Origin of the sequence: Corallococcus sp. CA049B, from assembly GCF_003611685.1 — a bacterium.
GTDB classification, from domain to species: domain Bacteria; phylum Myxococcota; class Myxococcia; order Myxococcales; family Myxococcaceae; genus Corallococcus; species Corallococcus coralloides.
Map to the genome: position 1 here is coordinate 74,695 of NZ_RAWC01000005.1, position 26,275 is coordinate 100,969.

Annotated in this window: 9 protein-coding genes; 2 read left to right on the forward strand and 7 right to left on the reverse strand. The window is 72.2% G+C overall.

Features of this window, described 5'->3' with window-relative positions:
- Positions 1-31: 31 nt before the first annotated feature.
- From D7W82_RS02130 to D7W82_RS02140, 3 genes are all read right to left on the reverse strand, one after another.
- Positions 32-2,746, reverse strand: coding sequence for a serine/threonine-protein kinase (locus tag D7W82_RS02130; RefSeq protein ID WP_120616719.1), 2,715 nt, complete (start codon positions 2,744-2,746; stop codon positions 32-34).
- 30 nt (positions 2,747-2,776) lie between these two features.
- Positions 2,777-3,739, reverse strand: coding sequence for an SMP-30/gluconolactonase/LRE family protein (locus D7W82_RS02135; RefSeq protein ID WP_120616720.1), 963 nt, complete (start codon positions 3,737-3,739; stop codon positions 2,777-2,779).
- A 77-nt stretch (positions 3,740-3,816) separates the two neighbouring features.
- Complete coding sequence (locus D7W82_RS02140) at positions 3,817-4,704, reverse strand: sigma-70 family RNA polymerase sigma factor (protein WP_120616721.1); 888 nt, start codon at positions 4,702-4,704, stop codon at positions 3,817-3,819.
- Positions 4,705-4,831: 127 nt separating this feature from the next.
- Here D7W82_RS02140 and serC point away from each other — a divergent pair, with 127 nt between their 5' ends.
- Together serC and D7W82_RS02150 are read left to right on the forward strand one after the other, a co-directional pair.
- On the forward strand, positions 4,832-5,920 hold the full coding sequence (gene serC / locus D7W82_RS02145) for a 3-phosphoserine/phosphohydroxythreonine transaminase (protein ID WP_120616722.1): 1,089 nt from the start codon (positions 4,832-4,834) through the stop codon (positions 5,918-5,920).
- A gap of 73 nt (positions 5,921-5,993) precedes the next feature.
- The gene (locus D7W82_RS02150) at positions 5,994-6,971 is read left to right on the forward strand and encodes a JmjC domain-containing protein (protein ID WP_120616723.1); all 978 of its coding nucleotides are present in this window, start codon (positions 5,994-5,996) and stop codon (positions 6,969-6,971) included.
- 39 nt (positions 6,972-7,010) lie between these two features.
- Here D7W82_RS02150 and D7W82_RS02155 read toward each other — a convergent pair whose 3' ends face one another.
- The 4 genes from D7W82_RS02155 to D7W82_RS02170 form a co-directional block, all read right to left on the reverse strand.
- Entirely contained in the window at positions 7,011-8,627 is a 1,617-nt protein-coding gene (locus D7W82_RS02155) for a cyclic peptide export ABC transporter (RefSeq protein ID WP_199727662.1), read from the reverse strand.
- Positions 8,628-8,638: 11 nt separating this feature from the next.
- On the reverse strand, positions 8,639-21,001 hold the full coding sequence (locus tag D7W82_RS02160; RefSeq protein WP_120616725.1) for a non-ribosomal peptide synthetase: 12,363 nt from the start codon (positions 20,999-21,001) through the stop codon (positions 8,639-8,641).
- 6 nt (positions 21,002-21,007) lie between these two features.
- Entirely contained in the window at positions 21,008-25,519 is a 4,512-nt protein-coding gene (locus D7W82_RS02165; protein WP_120616726.1) for a type I polyketide synthase, read from the reverse strand.
- Positions 25,512-26,275: phosphopantetheine-binding protein (locus D7W82_RS02170; protein WP_147439181.1), on the reverse strand; the 764-nt coding region annotated here is incomplete at its 5' end. The genes D7W82_RS02170 and D7W82_RS02165, both read right to left, overlap by 8 nt.

Genomic DNA, 26,275 nt, shown 5'->3' on the forward strand with positions numbered 1-26,275 from the left:
CGGTCCGGAGCGGCGCGGTTCTCGGATGCATTCAGTGCCGCCCGGCAGCCAATCCCTCCACCAGGAACAGCCGGGAAAGCGCCTCGTTGTAGGTGTATGCGTAGGACCTTCCGTCTTCGGAGATGGCCAGCGTCATCACGGAGATGAGGCCCGGCGTGACGCCGCCCGCCGGAAGGGTCAGGTGCGGTGTGCTGACGCCAGTCTTCACGTCGACCCTGGAGACGTGCACCGGGAGCGAGACGCTTCGCAGGTAGAGCGCCGTTCCGCTCGCGTCCCAGCCCACCACCCATTGATCCGTGAACCGGCCGGGGACCGTGCCTTGCGCCTCGCCTGTAGCGGAGAACACGCGAAGGCTCCCCTCCGCATCCACCGCCGCGAGCCGTGAGCCGTCCGGAGAGATGGCCGCGGTGAGGCCCATGCCCTCCGCCGTGATGGGCCTGGGGGCTCCGGCGCCGGGTTCGAAGACCCAGAGCCGGGCAGGACGGCCCTCTTCGTGCGCGCGCAGGAGCAACCGCTTCCCATCCGGGAACCAGCGCGCCGTGAGCACCGTGGTGACAGGAGTGAGCGACAGCGACCGGGGCTCGCCCGCGCCCGTGGGGAGCAGCAGGAACTCCATCTGTTCGCCGTAGCGCACCATCAGCACCTGCTTGCCGTCCGGAGACAGCGCCATGGGGATGCCGTCGCCCAGGCGGATCGGTGGTGCGCCATCGGAGGTGCGCAGATAGGCGCCGTAGGTGGGGCCCTCCACCTCCGCGCCCTCGGCGAAGAGGAAGGTCCGGCCGTCGCGGGACATGTCCGTCATGAACGACGAGTCCGACCACGTCAGGTCCTTCTCCAATCCCGCGTGCCCGAAGGCCAGCCCCGTGCGGATCACCGGGTGATCCACCAGGACGGAGCCGTCCCGGGAGATGTCATGCAGCACCATCCGCCCGGCGATCCGATCCACCGGCCGCGTCGCGCCGCGCAGGTCGACGGCGAACAGCTCGGAGTCCGCGCCTGTAAGCGAGGCGGTGAACCACACCTCGCTTCCATCCGGAGCCCACGCCAGCCCCCGGATGCTCGCCCAGTCCGACGAGAGCTCGCGGGGCGGACCGTCCTTCTCCAGCACCCAGACCCCGCCCCGGTCGTCCTTGGGGTGCGCATGGAACAGGAAGGCAATGCGCGCTCCGTCGGGGGAGACGCGTGCGTGGCTGATCCATCCCTGGGACTCGAAGCGCACCGTGCCGGGGGGCTGCTCCAGCCGGAAGTTCTCACCCACGCGGCGCACCACCGCGAGCGGTCCATCCGCGCGTCCCCAGTCCGCCTCCAGCACGCCATCGAGCACGGCCCGGGGCGCGCCGCCCGCGAGCGGCATCAGGCCCAGCGTCCCGCTGCCGTGGTCGGCGTCGAAGAACCGGGGCTCGAGCAGCACCGCCAGCTCCCCCTTGGAAGACGCGGCGAGCACATCCGCGCGCTGCCCCAGCGGTTGTGACAGCGGACGCTCCGTGCGCGCGCTGTAGAGCTCCGCGGGTCCTCCCTCCCACGCCGCGCCATAGAGCAACGTGTGTCCGTCCGCGGAGAACCGGGCGTTGAGCACGTGGCCCCGGCGGAACGTGACGGGGCGGTACGTCGGGCGTGAGGACTGCGCCGTCGGCACCGCCGGAGTCGCCGGCCTGTGTCCGAACGCCAGGAAGCCACCCACGACAGACAGCAGCACGGCCGCCGCAGCCACCCACAGGGCAGGGCGTGGGAACACTCCGCGCCGCAAGGCCAGGGGCGCACCGCGAGCCGCGATGGACTCCAGGGCGAAGGCCAGGTCCTGCGCGGACTGGAACCGTTCGCCCGGGTCCTTCGCCAGACAGCGAGCAATCACCGTCCCCAGCTCTCCCGGCAGCACGGGAGGCACATCGCGGAGCGCGGCGCTCATCCGCTCCACCGGGCTGTCACCGCCAAAGGGAGCGCGGCCGCTCACGGCCTCGTAGAGCACCGCGCCGAGCGAGAACACATCCGCGCGAGCGTCCACGCCCTGGCCGCGGATCTGCTCCGGAGCCATGTACCCGGCGGTGCCCACCACTGCTCCGCTCTGGGTGAGCGAAGCGTCCTCGAGCCGCTCGGTGAGCCGGGCCAGCCCGAAGTCGAGGACCCGCGCGCTGCCGTTCGAGCACAGGAAGATGTTCGCGGGCTTGAGGTCGCGGTGGATGACGCCGCGCGCGTGCGCAGCCGAGAGCCCCTGCGACAACTGGATGCCCATCCGCAGCGCCTGCTCAGGTGGCATCGGCCCACGCATCAGCCGCGCCCGCAGGGTGCCCCCCTCCAGCCACTCGGTGACGAGGTACGGCACGTCCTCGTGGGTCCCCACGTCGAACAGCGTGAGCAGGTGGGGATGGGACAGCGCCCCCGCCGCGCGGGCCTCCTGGCGGAAGCGGGCCAGGCGCTCCGCGTCCTGCGCGAACCGGAGCGGGAGCACCTTCAAGGCCACGTCCCGGCCCAGCCGCCCATCGCGAGCCCGGTACACGTCCCCCATCGCGCCGCTGCCCGCATGGTCGACGATGACGTACGGCCCCACCTGCTCCCCAGGAGCGAACGAGCGGGGAGGAGCCGCTTCCGCGAGCCGGCCCTCCGCGTGCCACGTCGCCGCGACGGCCGCGAGCAGCGACCCGCAGGAATCGCAGCGGGACAGGTGCGCCTCCGCGAGGGCGCGCTGCTCATGCGGCAGGCGGTCCTCCACGAAGGCGAGAATCGTTTCCTCGGAGGGACATCCCGACATGGTGGGACGCGACTCTACGAGCGTTCGCGCTCAGGGCAGAAGAGGGGGGACCGCGACCCGGTACGCGCGGAAGGGCAGGGCCGGGGTCCCCGGCGTGCCGAAGAAGAAGCCCATCTGCGACTCCAGCACCCACGCGCCATCCTTCGTGATCGCGGCGGCGGTCGGCTCCACGAAGCCGTTGGCGAGCACCTCCTTCGCGCCAGCGCCTTCACCCAGCGTCACCAGCGAAGCCCGCCCCACCGTGTTCTCCACGACGAACAGCCGGCCCGAATCCACCCACTCGACCCCGTCCGGCGTCTCCAGCGCCGGCGTCACCGGGATGGTCACGGGCGCCGCCGCGCTGCCATCCGGCTGGATATCGATGGAGAACAGCGCGCCCGTGTCGCTCTTCACGACGTAGAGCCGGTTCGCCCCGTCGTAGGCGATGCCGTTGAGCGTGATGAGGCCCGGCTCGGAGGGCTCGTACGCGGCATCCGAGGACCACGTGTCGAGCGCCGTCCCACCCACGGCCAGCCGGAAGACCGCGTTCCCGAACGAGTCCGTCACGTACACATTGCCCGCGGCATCGACGGCGACGTCGTTGCAGAAGCTGACCTCGCTGGGCATGGCATGGCTGGCCTTCAGGGCGCCCGTGGAGAGCGCATACCCGTTCAGGTACGAGGCCTGCGCGGGCAGCAGCAGGTCGTCGTAGGTGCAGGCCCAGAGCGTGTCGTGGGCCTCGTCCACCTCGAGCCCGTAGACGCCGAAGGAGGCCCGGCCCGGGACGAAGACCTCGGCCCCCAGCGAGCCCGGCTTGACGCGCGCGATGGCGCCGGTGCCCAGGCTGCCCGCGTAGAGCGTGCCGTCCTTCGAGGCCGCGATGCCCTCTGGAAAGAAGGCCTCGCCGGGCCACTGCACCTCGGTGGGGATGGAGGGGGCATCGTCGGGGAACGGCTCGCAGGCGGAGACGGTGGCGGCGAGGGTGACGACGGACAGCCAGGAAGCAACGCGCATGGGGCTTTCCTCGGTGAGGCCCGGAAGGGGCCTTTCGACGCCCTGACACCGGCCGGGAAATCCCTTGCAGCGAAAGTTCAGCCCCCCGGACCGAGCAGCCGCGTCAGGCTGAGGTCCACCTGGCTCACGACCAGCGCCGCGATGCTGTCCACCGAGGACGCGCCCACCCCCAGGCGCTCGCACAGCCGCCGCGTCGTGCTCTCCGCCACCTGCTCCCGAGCGCGGCTGAGCCACCGCGACACGGTGGACATGTGGACGCGGTAGAGGGCCGCGATGGCGTCCAGGGACAGCGCCTCCACGTGGTACAGGCGCATCAGCGTGCGGTCCCGGTCGGACAGCCCGCCCAGCGCCGTGCGCACGGCCTCCGTGAAGGCCTCGCGGTAGCGCGAGCGCAGGTGTTCGAGCTCCGGCCCCAGCTGCTCGCCGAACGCGGACTCGACGGAGTCCTGCGCGGCGGAGTCGGCCCGGGCTTCGGAGCGCTTCAGGTTGAGCGCGATGCGCAGCGCCGCGACCCGCACCCAGCCGCCCAGCGCGCCGCCGCCGGTGAACTCCGCGATCTTCGGCTCACCCGTGAACAGCCGCTCGCGGAGCAGTTGCCGCACCTCCGCGACGAAAGCCGGAGAGCGGTCCACGCCGGACACGAACGCGCCGACGTCGCGGAGGTAGCCGTCCTCGAAGAACTGGAGCGCGGCGCGGTCATGCCGCAGGCACCCGGAGGCCAGGTACAGCTCCGAGAAGGCAGGCGAGGCCCCTTCGAGCGCCTCCAGGAGCACTGGCGGAGACGTCAGCCGCTCCGCGACGAACGCCACGAAGGCGAGCGGCTCCAGCTCCACCCCGGGCCAGCGAGCCCGGGCGCGGTCAATCGACGCACGGAGCAGATCCTCCAGGTGCGAGGGCTCCGGAAGCGAAGCAGGCGCGCGGCCAGGAACCGCGAGAAAGGCGGAGGCCAAAGGAGTGGGGGACACGCCCGGGACGCTAGCACCCCCACCAGGCGGAGGAAGGCCACCGCCCGCCCGAGCCCACGTTGCTCGTGACCCCCGGAGTCCCTCCGGCGAGAATGCCGGCGCGGTTCACTTGCCAGAGGACACTGCCATGCGCGTCATCAACTTCAATCCCGGCCCGGCGGGCCTTCCCACGGCAGCGCTGGAGCGGGCCCGGGACGAGCTGCTCGACTTCCAGGGCACGGGGATGTCGATCATCGAGCACAGCCACCGGGGCAAGGCGTTCGAGGCCGTCCACAACGAGACCCTCGCCCTGGTGAAGGAGCTGCTGGCCGTCCCGGACACCCACGAGATCCTCTTCCTCCAGGGAGGCGCCTCGCAGCAGTTCGCGCAGGTGCCGATGAACTTCCTGCCCCAGGGCGGCTCCGCGGACTACGTGGTGACGGGAGGCTGGAGCGAGAAGGCGGTGGACGAGGCGCGCTACTACGGCACGCCGCGCATCGCCGCGAACACGGTGGACAAGGACAAGCGCTTCACGCGAGTCCCCACCCAGGCCGAGCTCCAGCTGGATCCGAAGGCCGCCTACGTCCACATGACGAGCAACAACACGCTCTTCGGGACGCAATGGCACACCTTCCCGGAAGTGGGGCAGGTGCCGCTGGTGGCGGACATGAGCTCCGACATCCTGTGGAAGCCCATCGACGTGAGCCGCTTCGCGCTCATCTACGCGGGGGCGCAGAAGAACATCGGGCCCTCAGGCATCGTCCTGGTGCTGGTGGAGAAGTCCTTCATGGCGAAGGGCCGCAAGGACATCCCGAAGATCTTCCGCTACACGACCTACGCGGAGAACAACTCGCTCTACAACACGCCGCCGACCTTCTCCATCTACCTCTGCCGCAACGTGCTCGCGTGGATCAAGGGAGTGGGAGGCCTGAAGCAGGTGGAGGCCTGGAACCGCGAGAAGGGCGAGCTGCTGTACGCGGCCATCGACCGCAACGCGGGCTTCTACCGGGCCCCGGTGGAGAAGGCGTCGCGCTCGTACATGAACGTCGTGTTCCGCCTGCCGGATGAAAAGCTCGAAGAGGCCTTCGTGGCTGAAGGCGCCAAGGCCGGCATGGTGGGAATGAAGGGCCACCGCATCACGGGAGGCATCCGCGTGTCCCTGTACAACGCGGTGACCGTGGACCACGTGAAGACGCTGGTGTCCTTCATGGACGACTTCGCGAAGCGCAACGGGTAGTCGCCAGGCATTTTCAAACCTGTATTGACACAGAGTGTGAGCCCGTCGACGCTTCCCTTAAAGGGAGGTTTTCATGGAAAAGACGGCGCTGACGGCGGCGTTCTGGGACGACTTCGCTCGGGACTACTGGAAGAAGCGGTCCGTGGTCTTCAAGGGCGTGGTTCCGAAGGACCTCCTGACGGGCCTGGACGTCCTGGAGACCTTCGGAGGCTACGTCACCCACAGCATGGGTCAGGGGGCCGGGGCCGCGCCGTCCAGGCAGCGCGGCGGCCACGTCCGCCTCTTCGTGGAGGGCCGACAGATTGGCCCCACCGAGCAGCTCAAGTTCATGCCCCGGGGGGACGGGCTGTCGGGCTACATCCAGGAGCTCAACGCCACCTTCGACGGCGCGCGCGTCGGCATCATCCTCAACGACGTGGAGCTCTACAACGCGCGGCTGGGCGTCCTGCTGCGGGAGCTCCTGGCTCCGCTCATCTCCCGCGTGGGCATCCCCGCGCGCAACGTCGAGTCCACCATCTTCGCGGGTGACTACGACGTGACGCCGTTCGGCATCCACAAGGACGACTCCGCCGATGTGCTGACCCTGGTCATCGAAGGGCGCAAGCGGATGCTGGTGTGGCCGGAGGCGTACTTCGATGAACACCCGGAGCGCCTCCAGCAGCTCCAGGCCGGCAACGCGGCCATCCCCCTGTTCGAGAAGGACGCCACGGAGCTCATCGCCGAGCCCGGTGACGTCATGTACTGGCCTGGATCCGCCTACCATGTCGCCACCGGCACGGGCGGCGTCGTCGCCACGTGCGCCATCGGCTTCTGGCACAAGGCCAACCTCTCCGAGATGATCAGCGAGCTGGTGAAGGACGTGCTCACCTCGAAGCTGGGCGGCCGGAACACCATCATCGACAACTGGCGGCCGGACGCCGTGCCCTCCGAACTGGAGGCCTCCACCCACGCCCTGCGCGAGCTGCTGACCGGCGGCGAATTCCAGGCCGCGCTCACCAAGGCGTGGGCCGAGCGCGTGGAGCGGCTCGGGTTCATGGCCTACAGGGAATAGCTCCCGGCGCGCCCCCGCTCGTGGCGGACCCTCCGTCCGTCACGAGCCGTGCGGGCGCAGGGCCTGCGGCGTCTCTTCCGGCAACAGCTGGCCGTACTCCAGCCGCAGCAGCCGGTCCGCGAGGTGGAAGTAGCGGTCGTCGTGCGTGATGACGAGCACGGCCTTTCCCCGGCGCTTCAGGTCCGGCAGCAGCTGTTCGTAGAAGAGCGCCTTGAAGACGGGATCCTGGTCCGCCGCCCACTCGTCGAAGAGGTAGATGGGCCGGTCCTCCAGGTAGGCGGTCAGCAACGCCAACCGCTTGCGCTGTCCCTGCGACAGGCGGGTGGTGGACAGCGCGCCCCCTTCGATGCGGACCTTGTGGGTCAATTGCAGACGCTCCAGGTAGCGCTGGGCGGCTTCCGTCAAATCCTGGCGCTCCAGGCCGAGCATCCGGTCGAAGAGGCAGAAGTCCACGAAGACGCTGGAGAAGAGCTGCCGGTAGCGCTCCCAGTCCTGCTCGCTGGCAAGGGGCTTGCCATCCAGGACGACAGCTCCTGATTCCGGCGTGTAGAGGCCGATGAGCAGCTTGGCCAGCGTCGTCTTGCCGCTGCCGTTGCCTCCCACCAGGAACACCAGCTCCCCCGGACGAAGGGCCAGGTCGATGGGGCCCAGCAGGAAGCGGCCGTCCTCGTGCTCGCGCCGGTAGGCGTGGGTGATGGCGCGCAGCTCCAGGCGCTCGAAGGCGCGGGGGGCCTCCAGGGGGCCCTGGAGCTCCGGCGGCTCCTCTCCCAGCCCCAACGCCTCCAGCTTCCCCAACGCGACGGTGGCCTGTCCCACGCCGTGGAAGCTGTTGAGCACCGAGTCCAGCGGCTGCTGCATGTAGAGGATGGTGAGGCTGAAGCCCGTCAGCGTCGCGGAGTCGATGCCTCCGAAGGTGGGCATCACGAACAGCAGCAACCCGATGATGGCGAAGAACAGCAGCATGCCCCAGCTGGAGTTGGCCGCGTCGATGGCGCCGCTCAGCGCGTCCACCCGGCGCAGCGAGGCGGAGGTGCCCACCAGGTCCTCGCGCAGGAAGGCCAGGCGGCGCTCGCGGTGCATCTTCAGCTCCTTGGTGCCCTCCGACAGCGTGTCGAAGTGCTTCAGGAGCCGGTCGTACAGCTCGCGCGCCGTCCGCATCAGCCCCAGCGAGCGCCGCGCGGGCAGCATGTACGTGGCGATGCCCACCGCCATGAAGCCCAGGGTGGTGAGCAGCAGGGGCCGGGACAGCCAGGCCATGTAGCCCAGACACCCGAGCAGGATGGCCAGGTGGATGATGAGCTGGGGCAGCAGCATCAGCCCGGCGCCGACGAAGGAGATGTCCCCGGTGAGCGCCGCCAGCAGCCGGTGGCTGCCCAGGTCCTCCAGCCGCCGCAGCGGCGTGGCGAGCATCCGCGTCCCCAGCTCCGTGCGCATCTGGAAGACGAGCCCGTGGTGCATCCAGTTGAGCACCGCGTGCGAGGCGAACCGCGACAGCAGCGCGGCGGCGCACAGCGCGGCGAAGTACCACCCCATGCCCTGGGCCTTGCCCACCAGCGCGGCACCCGTCATGGCGAGCAGGCCCGCGCTGCTCGCGCCCGAGGCCAGCCCCGTCACCACGGCCAGCACCAGCGCCAGCCTCGAATTCCTCAGCAGCATCCGCAGCAGATTCAAGCGACACCCCGACCCGTCAACGTTCCCGCGAGCACGCCAGACGACTCCACCAGCGAGTCCACTCGCGCCTCTGGCTCCACCGCCACTCGCTCCAGGAGTCCCACGAAGGCCTGGCCCAGCGCCTCCAGCGTCTCCCGGCGGAACAGCCCGGCACGATATTCGAAACTTCCACCGAACCCGTCCGGGCCCTGGAGCACGGACAGGGACACGTCGCTCACGGTCTGCTCCAGCTCCAGCGGCACGGGGCTCAGGGTGAGCCCGGGCAGTCCCTGGGGGGCCTGGCCCACCTGCGCGAAGGAGAACCCCGCGGGCAGCGCGGGCGGGGCCCGGGTGCTGCTCGCGCCCAACAGCCGCATCAGCTCTCCGTGGGGCAGCCCCGCGTGTTCGAACGCCTCCAGGTACGCGGTGCGCGCGCGGCGCAGCACCTCGCGGAAGCCGGGGTTGCCCGCGAGCGGCGTGCGCACCACGAGCAGGTTGGCGAACATGCCCGGCATCCGCTCCAGCTCAGGACGTGGCCGGTGCGCATGGGCGAAGGACACCAGGGCCTCTTCGTGGCCCGAGGCCCGCGCCAGCAGGACCTGGAAGGAGGCCATCAGGAGGATGAACGGCGTGACGCCCTCGCGACGGCTCAGGGCGACGAGCTGTCCGGAGACCTCCGGCGTCAGGGTGAAGGGGACGCTCCCGGCGCCATGTCCGCCGTCACCGGCCTCTCGCGACGGCTCCCGCGGCAGCGCCGGGAGGGGCAGGGGGGCTTCCAGCTTCCGCCCCCACCAGCTCCGCAGGCCGTCGAGGACTTCGCCGCGGAGCCAGGCGTGCTGCCAGCGCGTGAAGTCCCGGTACTGCAAGGGGGGCTCGGCCAGCGGTGACTCCCGCCCGTGCTGGAAGGCGTCGTGGAGCGTCGCCAGCTCCGTCATCAGCACCTGCCCGGACACCAGGTCCGTGAGCGCGTGGTGGAGGTTGAGCAGCAACAGGTGCCGCTCTTCCTCCAGCCGCAGCAGGAGCGCGCGCATCAGCGGGCCCTGCTCCAGGTCGAAGGGACGCCAGGCCGCTTCGTGAAGCCGTGACAGGGCGGCCTGCTCGCGCTGGGCTTCCGCGATGGGCTCCAGGTCGAGGCATGCCAGCGGGAAGTCGCCGGGTGCGGCGATGCGCTGGACGGGCACCCCGTCCACGCGGGGGAAGGTGGTGCGGAGGATTTCATGCCGGCGCACCAGCTCCGTCAGTGCCCTGGCGAGCACCGCTTCGTCGAGCGGTCCGTCCACGCGGAAGGCCATTGGCACGGAGTTGAGCGGGCTCGCGGGGCCTCCGCGCTCCGGTGACCAGTACGCCTGCTGGGCGAGGGAGAGCGGGAGCTCCTCCATGGGGTCGCAGGGCTCCACCGGAGACAGCGGGAGGGACTCCTGGACCGTGCCGAGCTTCAGCGCCAGCGCGGCGACGGTGGGGGCCTCGAACAGATCGTTGAGCGACAGCTCGCGATCGAAGGTGGCGCGGATCCGCGTGATGAGCTGCGCGGCCAGCAGCGAGTGCCCGCCCAGCTCGAAGAAGTCATCCTGAACGCCCACGCGCTCGTGGCCGAGCATGTCGGCCCAGAGCCCCGCGAGCAGCTCTTCCGTGGGCGTCCGGGGCGCGACGTAGCGGTCCGTGAGCCCCAATTGCTCCGGAGGGGGCAGCGCCTTGCGGTCGACCTTGCCTGCGGCCGTGAGGGGCAGCGCGTCCAGGAGGACGAAGGAGGAGGGGACCATGAAGGAGGGCAGGCGGTGCTCCAGGAAGGAGCGCAGCTCGGAGGCCTGTGGAGGCTGGGAAGCGGTGAAGTAGGCGACGAGGCGCTTGTCGCCGGGAGCGTCCTCGCGGAGCAGGAGGGCGACGTCGGAGAGGAAGGGGTGGAGGCGCAGGGCGGCCTCGACTTCCCCCAATTCGATGCGGATGCCGCGCAGCTTCACCTGGTCATCGAGGCGGCCGAGGAACTGGAGGTTGCCGTCGGGCAGCCAGCGGACCCTGTCGCCGGTGCGGTAGAGGCGAGCGCCGGGAGAGGAGGAGAAGGGGTGGGGGAGGAAGCGCTCCGCGGTGAGGGAGGGCTGGCGGAGGTAGCCGCGAGCGAGGCCGACACCTGAGATGAAGAGCTCACCCGGAGCGCCGAGGGGAACGGGGCGAAGGGAGGAGTCGAGGACGAAGAGGGAGGTGTTGGGCCAGGGGGAGCCGATGTGGAGGGAGTCAGGGCCGAGGCGCGTGTTGATGGAGGCGCAGACGCTGGCCTCGGTGGGCCCGTAGGCGTTGAGGAGGTTTCGGCCCGGAGCCCAGCGGCGGGAGAGCTCTGGAGGGCAGGCCTCGCCCGCGGAGATGACGGTGCGAAGGGAGGGGAGTGCCTCGGGCTGGAGGAGTGCGAGGACCGAAGGGGTGAGGGTGGCGGCGGAGATGGAGTGGGCCGCGAGGAAGGACTGGAGGGGCGCGCCCGGCAGCAAGGCGTGCGCGGGAGCAAGGACGAGGCAAGCGCCCGCGAGGAGGGAGGCGAAGACCTCGCAGACGGAGGCGTCGAAGGAGGGGGAAGCGAACTGGAGGACGCGGGAGGCGGGGCCGAAGCCGTGGCGCAGGACGGCGGCCTGGGCGGTGTTGCAGAGGCCGCGGTGGTGAAGGAGGGTGCCCTTGGGGAGGCCAGTCGAGCCGGAGGTGTAGATGACGTAGGCGAGGTGGTCCGGCAGGACGCGGGTCGCGGGCGCGTGCGTGGGCTGACGCGCGATGGCCCGCCAATCGTCGTCCAGGCACACCACCTGCTCACCTTGCGAGGGCAGCTCGTCAGCGATGGCGGACTGGGTGAGGAGGATGGGCGCCGCCGCGTCGCGCAGGACGAAGGCGATGCGCTCTGGAGGATGGCCGGGGTCCAGCGGCAGGAAGGCGCCGCCGGCCTTGAGGATGCCGAGCATGCCGATGACGAGCTCCGGCGAGCGCTCGCAGCACAGGCCCACGGGGGTGTCAGGGCCCACGCCCGCCAGGCGCAGGTGGTGCGCGAGCTGGTTGGCGCGCGAGTCCAGCTCCCGGTAGGAGAGCGTGGTGCCCTCGCACTCCAGTGCGGGCGCATCGGGTGTGAGGGCGGCCTGGGCCCCGAAGAGGTGGTGCGCGCAGGTGTCCTGGGTGAAGGCGACGTGCGAGTCGTTCCAGGCGAAGAGCATGCGCTGACGCTCGTCGGGCGACAGCAGCGTGAGGTCCGAAAGCCGGCCTCCGGGGACCTCCAGCAACTGCTCCAGGGCGGTGCGCCACTGGCCCAGAAGCACCTGGATGGTGGCGTCGCTGAAGCGCTCCGTGTCGTACGACAGCATCAGCACCGTCGCGTCCTGGGGCATCACGCAGGCGGAGAGCGGGTAGTTGGTCCGGTCGAGCAGCTCGACGTCGTCCATCTCCAGCCGCCGGGCCTGCTCCATCACCTCGGAGGCCAGCGGGTAGTTCTCGAAGACGAGGATGCTGTCGAAGAGGGCCGTCCCGCGCGGCACCTGGCTCCAGCCCTGCACCTGCACCAGCGGGCTGTGCTCGAACTGCCGCAGCTCCAGTTGCTGCTCCTGGAGCTGCTGGAGCCACGGCAGCAGTCCCTCGTGCGACGGGAGGCGCACGCGCACCGGCAGCGTGTTGATGAACATGCCCACCATCCCCTCCACGCCAGCGAGCGCGGGGGGGCGGCCCGAGACGGTGGCTCCGAAGACGACGTCGTCCACACCCGCATGGCGGCCGAGCACCAGTCCCCAGGTGCCCTGCGCCAGGGTGTTGAGCGTGACGCGGTGGCGGCGGGTGAAGGCCTGGAGCGACTCCGTCATCGCGTCGGGCAGCCGGAGCTTCAGCTCCTTCACCGCCGGCACGCCCGCGCCCTCGCGGACCGCCGCGGTGGACTCCGGCAGGGGCGTGGGCGTCGTGAAGCCGGAGAGCGTCCGGCGCCACCAGGACTCGGCCTCGCCCAGGTCCTGCTGCTTCAACCAGGCGATGTAGCCCCTGTACTCCGGTGCCCGCTCCCGCGGCGGCGGTGCGCCCTGTTCCAGCGCGTCGTAGAGCGCGAAGAGCTCATCGAACAGCAGCCCCACGCTCCAGCCGTCCAGCAGCAGGTGGTGGAAGCTCCAGTGGCAGCGCCACTCGCCCTCCGCGACCCGGACCATCGCCACCCGGGATGGCGGCGTGCGCACCAGGTCGAAGCCCCGGGCCCGGTCCTCGTCCAGCAGGGCCTCCCGCCGCGCCTGCTGCTGGGCGGCCTCCAGCCCACGCCAGTCGTGCTCCGCCCACTCCAGCTCCACCTGCGCGCGCACGACCTGGAGCGGCTGTGGCACCGACTCCCAGAGGAACGTGGTGCGCAGGATGGCGTTGCGCTCCACCAGCTCACGCCAGGCGCGTTGGAGCCGGGGCATGTCCACCGGGCCCCGGAACGTCCACGCCAGCTGTTCGAAGTACACGCCCGACCCGGGGCTGAGCCGCGCGTGGAAGAGCATGCCCTCCTGCACGGGGGAGAGCGGGTAGAGGTCTTCCAGGCCGGGGGTCTGCTCCAGCACCTGCTCCAGCACGTGCCGGTCCAGCTCCGCCAGCGACAGGTCCACCCGGGGCAGGCGGGACGCGCGCTGCGCGTGGTGCTCCGCGAGCAGCGCCCGCAGGGCCTCCAGGTAGCCCCGGGCCAGCGCTTCGATGGTGCCTTGCTCGTGCAGGTTCTCGCTGTACGTCCAGGCCAGCTCCAGCCGGCCCTGGAACACGCCCCCGTTCACCTCCAGCAGGTGGGAGCGGGGACCCTGGTCGCTCTGCGCGGGGCCGCCTGGCTCGGAGGCCAGGGCGAACAGGGCCGTGCCCGCCGCGAGCGTGTCCAGCTGCCCCAGGTAGTTGAAGAGCACCTGGGCGCGCGGCTGGGACTGGAGCCGCCGCGACGCCGCGTCCGCGCGCAGGTACGTCAGCAGGCCGTGGCCCAGCCCCTTCCCAGGCACCGCTCGCAGCGCCTTGCCCACCCGGCGCAGCGTGAGGAGCGGCGATTCGGCGGGGGCGGCCTCCAGCGACACGGGGGACATCGCGGTGAACCAGCCCACCGTGCGGGAGAGGTCCACGTCGTCGAAGAGCTCTTCGCGGCCGTGCCCTTCGCGGTCCACCCGGAGCCGGGGCTGCCCCGTCCACCGCGCGAACGCGAGGACGAGCGCGGTGAGCAGCACGTCGTCCACCCGCGCGCGGAAGGTGGCCAGGGCCTCCTGGAGCAGGACGCGCGTCTCCTCGACTTCGAGCGACACGGTGTGCGTGCGGGCCGACGCCAGCGTGTTCTCCCCCGCCTTGTCCACGGGCAGCGGCCGCGCGGCCTGCGCCGCACCCGCGAGCCAGAACGGCAGCTCGCGCTCCAAGGCCTCCGAGCGCGCGTGAGCTTCCAGCCGCTCCGCCCAGGTCTTGAAGGACGTCGTCTTGGGCGGCAGGACCACGGGCTCGCCCCGCCCCAGGTGCTGGTAGGCCGTCTCCAGGTCCTCCAGCAGGTACCGCCAGGACACCGCGTCCACCACCAGGTGGTGCACCACCAGCAGCAGCCGCTGGGACTGGCCTTCGCCCCGCTCGAAGAGGGCCGCATGGAGCAGGGGGCCCTGGTCCAGCCGGAACCCGCGCTGCACGGTGGCCGCCGCCTGCTCCAGCGCCGGGCTCCGCGCGTCCTCGGGCAGGTGCGACAGGTCCACCTGGCTCAGCGCCGCCGTGGCGCCCGGTCCGTCCACGTGCTGCTCCCAGCCTTCCGCCGTGCGGGTGAAGCGCGTCCGCAGGGCGTCGTGGTGCCGCGTCACGTGGTCAACCGCTCGCGCCAGCCGCGCGGCGTCCAGGCGCTCGCGGGGCTCCAGCAGCACGGACTGGTTGAAGTGGTGGGGCTGCGGGGAGCCCTGCTGGAAGAACACGTGCTGGATGGGCGTGAGCGGCACGCGGCCGGTGACCGGCCCCTGCTCATCTGGGCGCGACGCGCCCTGCGTCACCACCCGGGCCAGCTCCGCGATGGTCTGGTGCCGGAAGAGCTGCTTGGGGGTGACCCGCAGGCCGGCCTGACGCGCGCGGCTGCTGACCTGCATGCTGCTGATGGAGTCGCCGCCCAGCTCGAAGAAGTTGTCGTGGATGCCAATGTCCTCGCGCCGCAGCACGGAGGCCCAGACGGCGACCAGCGTGTGCTCCACGGGCGTCCGCGCCCCCGTGGCGGCCCGCGTGACGGTGACGGGCTCGGGGGCCGGCAACGCGCGGCGGTCCACCTTGCCATTGACGGTGAGGGGCAGCGACGCCAGCGTCACGAACACCGTGGGGACCATGAACTCCGGGAGCCGCTGCTCCGCGTGCTCCCGCAGGGCCGCGGAGGCCAGCTGCGCTCCCGGGGCCGGGACGACGTAGGCCACCAGCCGGGGGTGGCCCGGCGAGTCCTCGCGCACCGCGACCACGGCCTTGCCCACCGTGGCGTGCCGCGCGAGCACCGCTTCGATCTCCCCCAGCTCGATGCGGAAGCCGCGCAGCTTCACCTGGAAGTCGACGCGGCCCAGGAAGTCCAGCTCGCCCGTGGCAAGCCAGCGGGCCTTGTCGCCGGTGCGGTACAGCCGCTCGCCAGGGACCGTGGCGAAGGGGTGCGGCAGGAAGCGCTCGGCGGTGAGGTCCGCCCGGCCCAGGTAGCCCCGGGCGAGCCCCGCGCCGCCGATGAACAGCTCCCCTGGCACTCCCACGGGCACGGGCCGCAGGTGCCCGTCCAGCACGTAGGCGCGCGCGTTGGCCAACGGGCCGCCCAGCGTGGGGCGCTCCGTGCCCCGCACCGCGCGACAGGTGGAGTCCACCGTGCATTCGGTGGGGCCGTAGACGTTGAAGCAGTCGATGCGGGGATGCGCCGCCAGCGCCGCCCACAGCGCGGCGTCCACGGCCTCTCCGCCCACCAACACGCGCAAGGGACGCTTCGCGCCCAGGCCTTCCTCCAGCAGCAGGCGCAGGTGCGAAGGCGAGCAGTCCAGCACGTCCACCGCGTGGCGCTCCAGCCACGCCACCAGCAGGGCCGCGTCCTCGCGGGCTTCCTGGGGCACGACGCACAGCGCGTGCCCGTCCGCCAACCGCACCAGCTGCTGCACGGAGGCGTCGAAGACGAGCGGGGCGTTGAGGGTGACCCGCTGGGGGACCCGGGTGCCCGCGTGCGCGGTGTCCGCGAGCGCGCCGCGCAGGTTCATCACCGACGCGTGCTCAATCATCACGCCCTTGGGCCAGCCGGTGGAGCCCGACGTGTAGATGACATAGGCCAGGTGCTCCGGCCGGCCCACGCGCGGCGGCGTGGCCGCGCTCTGCTGGCCCAGGGCCTCCCGCACGGTGGAGTCGTCCAGGCACAGCACGGCCACCCCGGGTGCGTCGAAGCGCGACGCGAGGAGCGTCTGGGTCACGACGAGCCGGGTCCCGCTGTCCTTCACCACGAAGGCCTGGCGCTCATGCGGGTAGGCCGGGTCGATGGGGACGTACGCGCCCCCGGTCTTGAGGATGGCCAGCACGGCCACCACCAGCTCCACGCCACGCTCCAGGCACAAGGCCACGCGGGCCTCGGGCCCCACGCCCTGGAGCATCAGGTACCGGGCGAGCCGGTTGGCGTGCGCGTCCAGCTCCTGGAAGGTGAGCGTCCGCGTGTCGTCCAGGACGGCGAGCGCGTCCGGCGTGCGCAGGGCCTGGGCTTCGATGGCGTGGTGGAGGCAGTCCTCGCCCGCGAAGGCCGCGTGCGTGGCGTTCCAGTCGCGCAGCACCTGGTGCGCCTCCTGCTCTGGAAGCAGGGGCAGGCGGGAGAGGGGCAGGGCCGGCTGCGCGACGGCGGCGCGCAGCAGGTGCTGGAGGTGCCCGGCCATGCGTTCGAGCGTCGCGGCGTCGAAGAGGTCCGCGTTGTATTCGAACGCGCCGCCCAGGCCGTCAGGGGTGACGGACAAGAAGAGCGTGAGGTCGAACTTGGACGTGCGCTGCTCGATTCCCAGCGGGCGCAGGGTGAGGTCCGGCAGCGCCAGCTCCCGCTGCGCCTCCTGGTCGTGGACGAACATCACCTGGAAGAGGGGGGGACGGCTGAGGTCGCGCGCGGGGCGGAGCGCTTCCACGAGCCGCTCGAAGGGCAGGTCCTGGTGCGCATAGGCGCCCAGGGTCGTCTCCCGCACCTGGGCCAGCAGCTCGCGGAAGGTGGTGGCTTCACCCAGCCGCGCGCGCAGCACCAGGGAGTTGACGAACAGGCCGAGCAGGTCTTCGGACTCCGCCACGTTCCGGCCCGCGATGGGCGAGCCGACGCTGATGTCGTCCTGTCCCGAGTACCGGTGCAGCAGCACCTGGAAGGCGGCCAGCAGCAGCATGAAGGGCGTGACGCCCTCTTCCTGACACCGCGCCCGCACGGCCAGGGCCAGCTCCACGGGCATGCGCACCGGGACGGTGGCGCCCCGGAAGGTCTGGGTCGCGGGACGCGGCCGGTCCGTGGGCAGGTCCAGGACGGGCGCTGCTCCCGCCAGCTGCTGGCGCCACCAGTCGAGCTGCGCCTCCAGCGCCGCACCGTGCAGCCAGCCGCGCTGCCACGCCGCGAAGTCGGTGTACTGGAACGCCAGCTCCGGCAGCGGCGAGGGCTGGCCCGCGTGGAACGCCGCGTACAGGGCGCCCACCTCCCGCACGAGCAGTCCCATGGACCAGCCGTCGGACACGATGTGGTGCATCGTCAGCACCAGCACGTGCCGCCGCGCCTCCAGCCGCAGCAGGCGCGCGCGCTGGAGCGGGCCCGTTGCCAGCGCGAAGGGGCGCTGGGCCTCCTGCTGCGCGAGCCGCAGGGCCTCCGCCAGCCGCTCCCCTTCGGGCAGGGGGCCCAGGTCCACCTGCTCCAGGGCACGCGGCGCGCTGGCCGCGATGCGCACGAACGGCCCCGCGTCATCGACGTGGAACGTCGTGCGCAGGGACTCATGCCGGCGAAGCACTTCGGACAGGGCGGCTTCGAGCGCTCCGGCGTCCAGCGCGCCCTCCAGCAGCACGACCGCGGGGATGTTGTAGAGCGGGCTGCCCGGCTCCAGCTCTTCCAGGAAGAGCAGCCGCTGTTGGGCGAAGGAGGGCAACAGCCGCGCCTCTCGCGGGGTGCGCTCCAGCGGCGGCCGGTGCACGCCCTGGCCCCGGGCGATGGCGGCCTCCACGGCGACGGACAGGCCCGCCAGCGTGGGCGCGTCGAACAGCTCCCGCAGGGGCAGCTCCACCTGGAAGACCCTGCGGATCCGCGACAGGACCTGCGTGGTGAGCAGCGAGTGGCCGCCCAGCTCGAAGAAGTCGTCGTGGAGCCCGACACGCTCCACGCGCAAGAGCTCCGACCAGATGTCCGAGAGCTGGCGCTGCACGTCGGTGCGGGGCGCGGCGTACTCGCGCTCGCGCACCGCGCCCTGGACTGGCGCGGGCAGGGCGGCGCGGTCCAGCTTGCCGTTGGGCGTCAGGGGCAGGGCGTCCAGCACGGCGAAGGCGGACGGCACCATGTAGTCGGGCAGGGCGTCCTTCAGCGCGCGGCGGAGCCCCGCGGCGTCCAGCGAATGGCCGGGCGCGGGGACGACGTAGGCCACCAGCCGCTTGTCGCCCGGCGCGTCCTCGCGCACGAGCACGGCCGCGTCCCGGACCTCCGGGCGCCCGCGCACCACGGCCTCCACCTCGCCGGGTTCGATGCGGAAGCCGCGCACCTTCACCTGCGTGTCCGCGCGGCCCAGGTACGCGAGCTGTCCGTCCTCGCGAAAGCGCACCACGTCCCCCGTGCGGTACAGCCGCTGTCCGGCGGCCGTGGCGAAGGGGTGGGGGATGAAGCGCTCGGCCGTCAGCGCCGGCCGGTCCAGGTAGCCCCGGGCCAGGCCCGCGCCGCCCAGGTACAGCTCCCCGTGCACGCCAGGAGGCACCGGCTCCAGCCGCGCGTCGAGCACGTACACCTCCACGTGTTCCAGCGGCCGGCCGATGGGGGGCGCTTCGTCCCCCGTCACGCACTCCACCAGCGTCGCCACCACCGTGCCTTCCGTGGGACCGTAGGTGTTGAAGAAGCGGCGTCCCGCGCCCCAGCGTGCGACGAGCTCCGCGGGGCAGGACTCGCCGCCGGAGATGACGACGCGCAGCGCGGGCAGGTCCTCCGAGGGCGTCGCCGCGAGCACCGCGGGCGTCAGGCTCACCACCGTGATGGCGGCCTCCCGCAGGTGCTCCTGGAGCGGCCGGCCCGGGGCCAGCGCGTCCGCGGGGGCGAGGCACAGCGTGGCGCCCGAGGTCAGCGCCGTGAAGATCTCCTCCACGGAGATGTCGAAGCTGACGTTCGCGAACTGGAGCATCCGGCTGCCCGGGCCCACCCCGTAGATGGGCGCCTCGGCGGCCACGAGGGTGCACGCCGCGCGGTGCTCGATGAGCACGCCCTTGGGCCTGCCGGTGGAGCCGGAGGTGTAGATGACGTACGCGACATGGCCGGGGCCGACGGCCGGGGGGCGCGTGTCCCCGGGCCCGCTCGCGATGCGCTCCCAGTCCGAGTCCAGGCAGAGCACCCGGGCCGCATGCGCGGGCAGCTGCGCGAGCAGCCGCTGCTGGGTCAGCAGCACCGGCGCGGCGCTGTCCTCCAGCAGCAGGGCAAGCCGTCCCACGGGCAGCGCGGGGTCCATGGGCACGTAGGCGCCGCCCGCCTGGAGGATGCCCAGCATGCCGATGATGAGCTCCAGCGAGCGCTCCAGGCACAGGCCCACGCGCACGTCGGGGCCCACTCCCAGCGCGCGCAGGTGCCCCGCGAGCTGACGGGAACGCGCGTCCAGCTCCCGGTACGTGAGCGAGCGCTCCTGGAAGACGAGCGCGACCGCGTCCGGGGTGCGCGCCACCTGCGCCTCGAAGAGCGTGTGCAGGCACGCCTCCCGCGCGGGCCGCGCGGAGGCATTGCTCCACGCGCGCACCACCCGCCGCCGCTCCGTCTCCGCCATCAGGGGGAGCGCCCACGCCCGCTGGGACGGGTCCGCCACCAGGCCCTCCACCAGCGCGAGGTAGCGCTCACCGAGCCGCGCGACGGTGGCCGGGTCGAAGAGGTCGGTGCTGTATTCGAAGAGCCCGGTCAGCCCCTGCGCATGCGGGGCCAGCGACAGGCTCAGGTCGAACATCGACGTGCCCGGATGCAGGTCCAGGGGGCTGAGCGTCAGGCCCGCCAGGGCCTGCTGACCCGGGCCCGGGGACGTGTTCTGGAGGTTGAACATCACCTGGAAGAGCGGCGTGCGGCTCAGGTGCCGCTCCGGCTGGAGCGCTTCCACCAGCGTCTCGAAGGGCAGGTCCTGGTGGGCATAGGCCCCCAGGCAGACCTCCTTCACGCGGCGGAGCAGCTCGCGCAGGGACGGGTTCCTGGACAGGTCCGTGCGCAGCACCAGCGTGTTGATGAAGAAGCCGATGAGCCCTTCGGTCTCCCGCCGGTTGCGGCCGGCGATGGGCGTGCCCACCACCAGGTCCTCCTGGGACGTGTGGCGCGCGAGCAGCAGCTGGAAGACCGCCAGCAGCGCCATGAACAGCGTCACGCCCTCCTGGGCGCAGAGGGCTTCCAGCTTGCGTTGCGTGGCGGCGGGCAACAGGAAGGTGTGGGTGGCGCCCCGCTGCGTGAGCGCGGCGGGACGCGGCCGGTCCGTGGGCAGCTGGAGGACGGGGAGCGTGCCGCCCAGCCGCTCCTTCCAGTAGTCCAGCTGCGTGCGCAGCACGTCACCCTGGAGCCAGCCGCGCTGCCACGCGGCGAAGTCGGCGTACTGCACCGGCAGGGGCGCGAGCGCGGCGGGCGCTCCCGAAAGCCGCGCGGCGTAGAAGGTCACCGCTTCGCGGACCAGCACCTCCAGCGACCAGCCGTCGGAGATGATGTGGTGCATGGTCAGCAGCAGCAGGTGCTCACGCTCCGACAGCCGCAGCAGCCCCACGCGCAGCAGCGGGCCTGTCTCCAGGTCGAAGGGCCGCTGGGCCTCCTCCTGCGCCAGCCGCAGCGCCTCGGCCTCGCGCGCCGGCTCCGGCAGCTCGCGCAGGTCCACGAGCGCGACCTTCGGCTCCAGCGAGGGCAGGATGACCTGGAGGGGCTGTCCGTCCCGCTCCGTGAAGACGGTGCGCAGCGCTTCGTGCCGCCGCACCAGCTGGGCCAGCCCGTACTCGAGCGCGGCCACGTCCACGGCGCCGCGCATGCGGAAGGCGGCGGGGTTGTTGTAGAGCGCCGTGCCCGGCTGCAACCGCTCCAGGAACCACAGCCGCTGCTGGGCGAAGGACAGGTGCGCGGGCAGGGCCGGGTCGCGCGTGGGCATCGCTGGCGCCGTGGCCTTCGCGCCGGCCTGGGCGGCCTCCTTCTCCGCGAGCCGCTTGAGCAGGAGCGCGCGCTTCTCCGGGGGCAGGCTGGCGATCCGCTGGTCGATGTCACTCATGTCTGTTCACTCCAACTCGGCCAGGAGGGCTTCCAGCATCCGCGCGTCCGCCGTCGCCGCCTTGTGCTTGACGATGGCCAGCGCGAGCGCGGCGATGGTGGGGGATTCGAAGAGACCGCGCAGGGACAGGTCCACCCGGTACAGCTCGCGCACGCGTGACAGCACCTGCGTGCCCAGCAGCGAGTGGCCGCCCAGCTCGAAGAAGTCGTCCTCCACGCCGATGCCGTCGATGCCGAGCAGCTCCTCCCAGCAGGTGGCCAGCGCCTGCTCCACGTCGTCGCGCGGCGCCACGTACCGGGTGGCCAGGGGGGGACGCGGATGCCGGGCGCCCACCTTCTTCGGGGCGGAGGGCGCCGCGGCCTGGAGCCAGCGGGCGGCCTGCGCGGACAGGTCCGTGGTGCACACGGCCCAGCGCGCGGTGGCGGGCGCGTCCAGGAGCCGGAGGAAGGCCTCCAACCCCTCGGAGAGGGAGACCGCGTGTTCGGCGGGGCGGCCCTCCGCGGTGTGCCAGCCGGGCCAGTTCACGCTCAACCACGGCGTGCCCCCGGTGCGCGAGCGCATGGCCGCGAAGGCGTCCAGGAAGGCATTGGCCGCCGCGTACGCGCTGAAGCCCAGACCGCCGAGCACCGAAGCCAGCGAGGACTGGAGCAGCACGAAGTCCAGGGGCACGTCCCGCAGCGCTTCGTCCAGGGCCCACGTGCCGTGGACCTTCGCCTGGAACTGCTCCTCGCACCGCGCCGGGGTCGCCTCGTTCGCGAGGAGGAAGGTCTGCTCGCCCACGCTGCCCGCCGAATGGATGACGCCGTGCAGCTCACCAAACCGCGCCCGAGCCGCGGCGACCGCCGCTTCCAGTTGCTCGCGCCGGGCGACGTCCGCGCGCACCCACAGCACCTCCGCGCCCCGCTGTTCGAGCGCCATCAGCCGCTCCAGCGTCCGGCGGGTGGCGTCGTGCGCGTCGTGGGTGCGGACATGGTCCTCCCAGGTGGACCGCTCGGGCATGGCGGTGCGGCCCACCAGCACCAGCCGGGCCCGCGCCTTCTCGAAGAGCACCTCCGCCTGCGCCAGTCCGATGCGGCCCAGGCCGCCGGTGATGAGGTAGACGCCGCGCTCGCGCAGCAGGGCCGGGCGGCCCGCTGGCGCGGGAAGCCGCACGGGCTCGAAGGACTCCCTCCAGCGCTGGCCCGACCGGTAGGCCACCGCCGTCCCGTCCATCGGCGCGCGGAGCTCGTCCGCGAGCCGCGCCACCAGCCGCGGTTCGGGGCCGCCGTCCTCCGGAGGCACCACGTCGATGGCGCGGCAGCGCAGCGCGGGCTCCTCCTGGGGCAGGACCTTGCACGGGCCCAGCACCGTGGCCCGGCCCGGCTCCAGGCGCTCGTCGCCCGTGACGTCCTGCGTGCCCCGGGTGATGACATTCAGCTCGAAGGGCCCGTGGGCCTCGTGGGCCCGCAGCGCCTGGGCGAGGAAGAGCAACCCGTGGAAGCCGGAGAGGCTGTCCGTGCCGGTGCCCAGGCCGGAGAGCTGGACGATGTGCTGGGGGATGCCGCTGTCGGCCTGGAGCGCGGACAGCAGCAGGGCGTAGTGCTCCGGCTGGTGGACGTCGAGCGTGTACTGGCGCTCGCCCTGGCGGAGGAAGGCTCCGCCCGGGGTCACCGTCACCACGTCCTCGCCCTGGCCCACCAGGTGCGCGGCCAGGCGCGAGCCCAGGTCCGCGCCATCGAGCAACACCAGCCACCGGCCGGGTTCCGCGATCGCGGGGGCAGGGGGCGGCAGGGCCCGCTTCCACACCGGCCGGTAGAACCACTCCGCGCACTCCTTGCGCGCGGTGGCGTCCCGGGCCTCCGGGACAGCGCCAGGGGCGGTGCCCGCGTCAATCCAATAGCGCTGGCGCTGGAAGGGATACGTGGGCAGGGGGATCCGCCGCGTGGAGCCGTGGAGTCTGTCCGGCTTCAGCCGGGCGCCCGCCATCCACAGGCGCCCCGCGGTCTCCAGCAGCACCGCGGCGTCTGGCGCGGTGTCCTGGGGGCGCCGCATGGAGGTGAACATCGCGCGCCCCACCGCGTGGGGGCCCGCCTGCCGGGCCAACAGGGTCAGCGTCTGCCCGGGGCCCACTTCCAGGAACACCCGCTCGGGCTCCTGGAGCAGCGCGCCCAGGGCGTCCGCGAACCGCACCGGCTGGCGCAGGTGCTCCACCCAGTAGCGCGGGTCCGTGGCCTGCTCCGCCGTCACCCACGCGCCCGTCACGTTGGAGAGGTAGGGCAGCTTCGGCGGCGCCAGTCGCGTCCGCCGCACGCGGGCCTCGAACGCGTCGAGGATGGGCGACATCATCGACGAGTGGAACGCGTGCGAGGTGTGCAGGCGCCGGTGCTCCACGCCGCGCTCCCGCAGCCGCGCCTCCAGGTCCTCCACCTGGGCCACGGGGCCTGACGCGACGCAGAGCGAGGGCGCGTTGATGGCCGCCAGCGACAGCCCGTTCCCCAGCAGCGGACGCAGGGCCTGCTCGGACAGCGCCACGGACAGCATGGCGCCCTCGGGCAGCGACTGCATGAGCTTGCCGCGGGCCGCCACCAGCGCGAGCGCGTCCTCCAGCGACATCACGTCCGCGAGGCAGGCCGCGACGTACTCACCCACGCTGTGACCCAGCATGGCCTTCGGGCGGACGCCCAGGGACATCCACAGGCGCGCGAGCGCATACGCCGTGACGAACAGCGCGGGCTGCGCGAGCGCCGTGTCCCGCAGGCGCTCCTGGGCCTGCTCCCGTCCTCCGTCGGCGGGGTAGAGCACGGCGCGCAGGTCCAGCCCCAGCTGCGGCTGGAGCAGCTCGCAGCAGCGGTCCACGTGCTTGCGGAAGACGGGCTCGGACGCGTACAGCCCCTGGCCCATGCTGGCGTGCTGCGCGCCCTGTCCCGGAAAGAGGAAGACGACGGGGCTGTCCGCGCCTTCGGACGGCAGGGTGAGCAGCCGCCGCGCGTCGCGTGACGTCAGGCCCTGACGCGCGTCCTCCGCGTCCTGGCAGACGAGGATGCGCCGGTGCTCGAAGCGCCGCCGGCCCGCGTGGAGCGTGTGGGCCACGTCGGCCAGCGCCGCGTCCGGATGACGCTCCATCCACGCCGCCAGCTGGTCCGTCGCCGCGTCCAGCGCCTGCTCCGTCCGGGCCGACAGCATCAGCACATGCCAGGGGCGTGCTTCCCTGGCGCGCCCGGCCTCTGGCGCCTGCTCCAGCACCACGTGCGCGTTGGTGCCACCCATGCCGAAGGAGCTGACGCCCGCGCGCCGGGGCGCGTCGTGCGGCGTCCAGTCACGCGCCCCGGTGACGACCTGGAAGGGACCCCGTGCGAAGTCGGCCATGGGGCTCGGCTGGTGGAAGTGCAGGCTGGGCGGGAGCTTGCCGTGCTGGAGCGCCAGCACCGTCTTCATCAGCCCCGCGACGCCCGCCGCCGCGTCCAGGTGTCCGATGTTCGGCTTGAGCGAGCCCAGCGCGCAGGGCCCGGCGGACGCGGGCCGGCTCTCGAAGGCCTGGTTGAGCGCGGAGACCTCGATGGGGTCTCCCAGCGCGGTGCCCGTGCCGTGGGCCTCCACGTACTGGATGTCCGCGGGCGTCAGGCCCGACATGGCCAGCGCCTCGTGGATGACGGCGGCCTGGCCCTCCACGCTCGGCGCGGTGTAGCCCACCTTCGTGGCGCCGTCGTTGTTCAGCGCGGAGGCGCGGATGACGGCGAGGACGGTGTCGCCGTCCTCCAGCGCGCGCTCCAGCGGCTTGAGCACCACCAGCCCGACGCCGGAGCCCGAGACGGTTCCCTGGGCCTCCGCGTCGAAGGCGCGGCAGTGTCCGTCCGCGGACGCGATGGAGCCCGGCTGGTGCAGGTAGCCCACGCGGTGAGGCACGGGGATGGACACGCCGCCCGCGAGCGCCACGTCCATCTCCCCGTTCAGCAGCGCCTGACACGCCAGATGCACCGCGACCAGCGAGGTCGAGCACGCCGTCTGCACGGTGACGCTGGGGCCCCGCAGGTCGAGCAGGTACGAGGCACGCGTGGCCAGGTAGTCCTTGTCATTGGCCAGGGTGAGCGCCTGGGCGCCCACGGTGCGCACCAGCTCCGGCCGCGACAGCAGGTTCGACAGCAGGTAGCTGCTGGCGCTGGCGCCCGCGAAGACGCCGACGGAGAGGTCCTCCTGGGAGCTGGCGTAGCCCGCCCGCTCCAGGGCCTCCCACGCGCACTCCAGGAAGAAGCGCTGCTGCGGATCCAACAGCTCCGCCTCGCGCGGCGTCAGGCCGAAGAAGCCCGCGTCGAACAGCTCCACGCCGTCCAGGAAGAAGCCGGAGCGCACGTAGTGGGGCTGGGTGCGCAGGGGATGCGGCACGCCCGCGGACTCCAACTCCTCATCGGAGAGGACGGTGCGGGCCTCCACGCCGTGGAGCAGGTTCTTCCAGAAGGTCTCCAGGTCGGGGGCGCCGGGGAAGCGACCCGCCATGCCGATGATGGCGACGCCCTCGTGCCGGGCCGGCTGCGTGTCACTCATCCTGATCATCCTCACTGGAAGAACGCTGGGTCCGGGCCGGCCTGCCGCGCTGTCCGGCGCGCTCGCGCCGGGCCTGCACGCGGCGCTGGCCCTTCTCCTCGGTGGAGGGGCGCTCGTCGGCCCGCGCGAGGTGCGTGGCCAGCGCGCCCACGGTGGGGTACTGGAAGAGATCCGCCAGCGAGACGTCGAGGCCCAACACCCCGCGCAGCTTGCCGTGGACCTGGACGATGGACAGGGAGTTGCCTCCCAGGTCGAAGAAGCGCTCGTCGCGCCCGACGCGCACCAGCCGGAGCTGTTCCTGCCAGATGCGCGCGATGGCGCGTTCCAGCTCGGTGCCCGGTTCGACGTAGCTCTCCTGTGCCCCCAGCCGCAGACCGTCCGGAGCAGGCAGCGCCTTGCGGTCGACCTTGCCCGCGGCCGTGAGGGGCAGCGCGTCCAGGAGGACGAAGGCGGAGGGGACCATGAAGGAGGGCAGACGCTGCTCCAGGAAGGAGCGCAGCTCGGAGGCTTGGGGAGGCTGGGAAGCGGTGAAGTAGGCGACGAGGCGCTTGTCGCCGGGAGCGTCCTCCCGGAGCAGGAGGGCGACGTCGGAGAGGAAGGGGTGGAGGCGCAGGGCGGCCTCGACTTCCCCCAATTCGATGCGGATGCCGCGCAGCTTCACCTGGTCATCGAGGCGGCCGAGGAACTGGAGGGTGCCGTCGTGCAGCCAGCGGGCCCTGTCGCCGGTGCGGTAGAGGCGTGCGCCGGGAGAGGAGG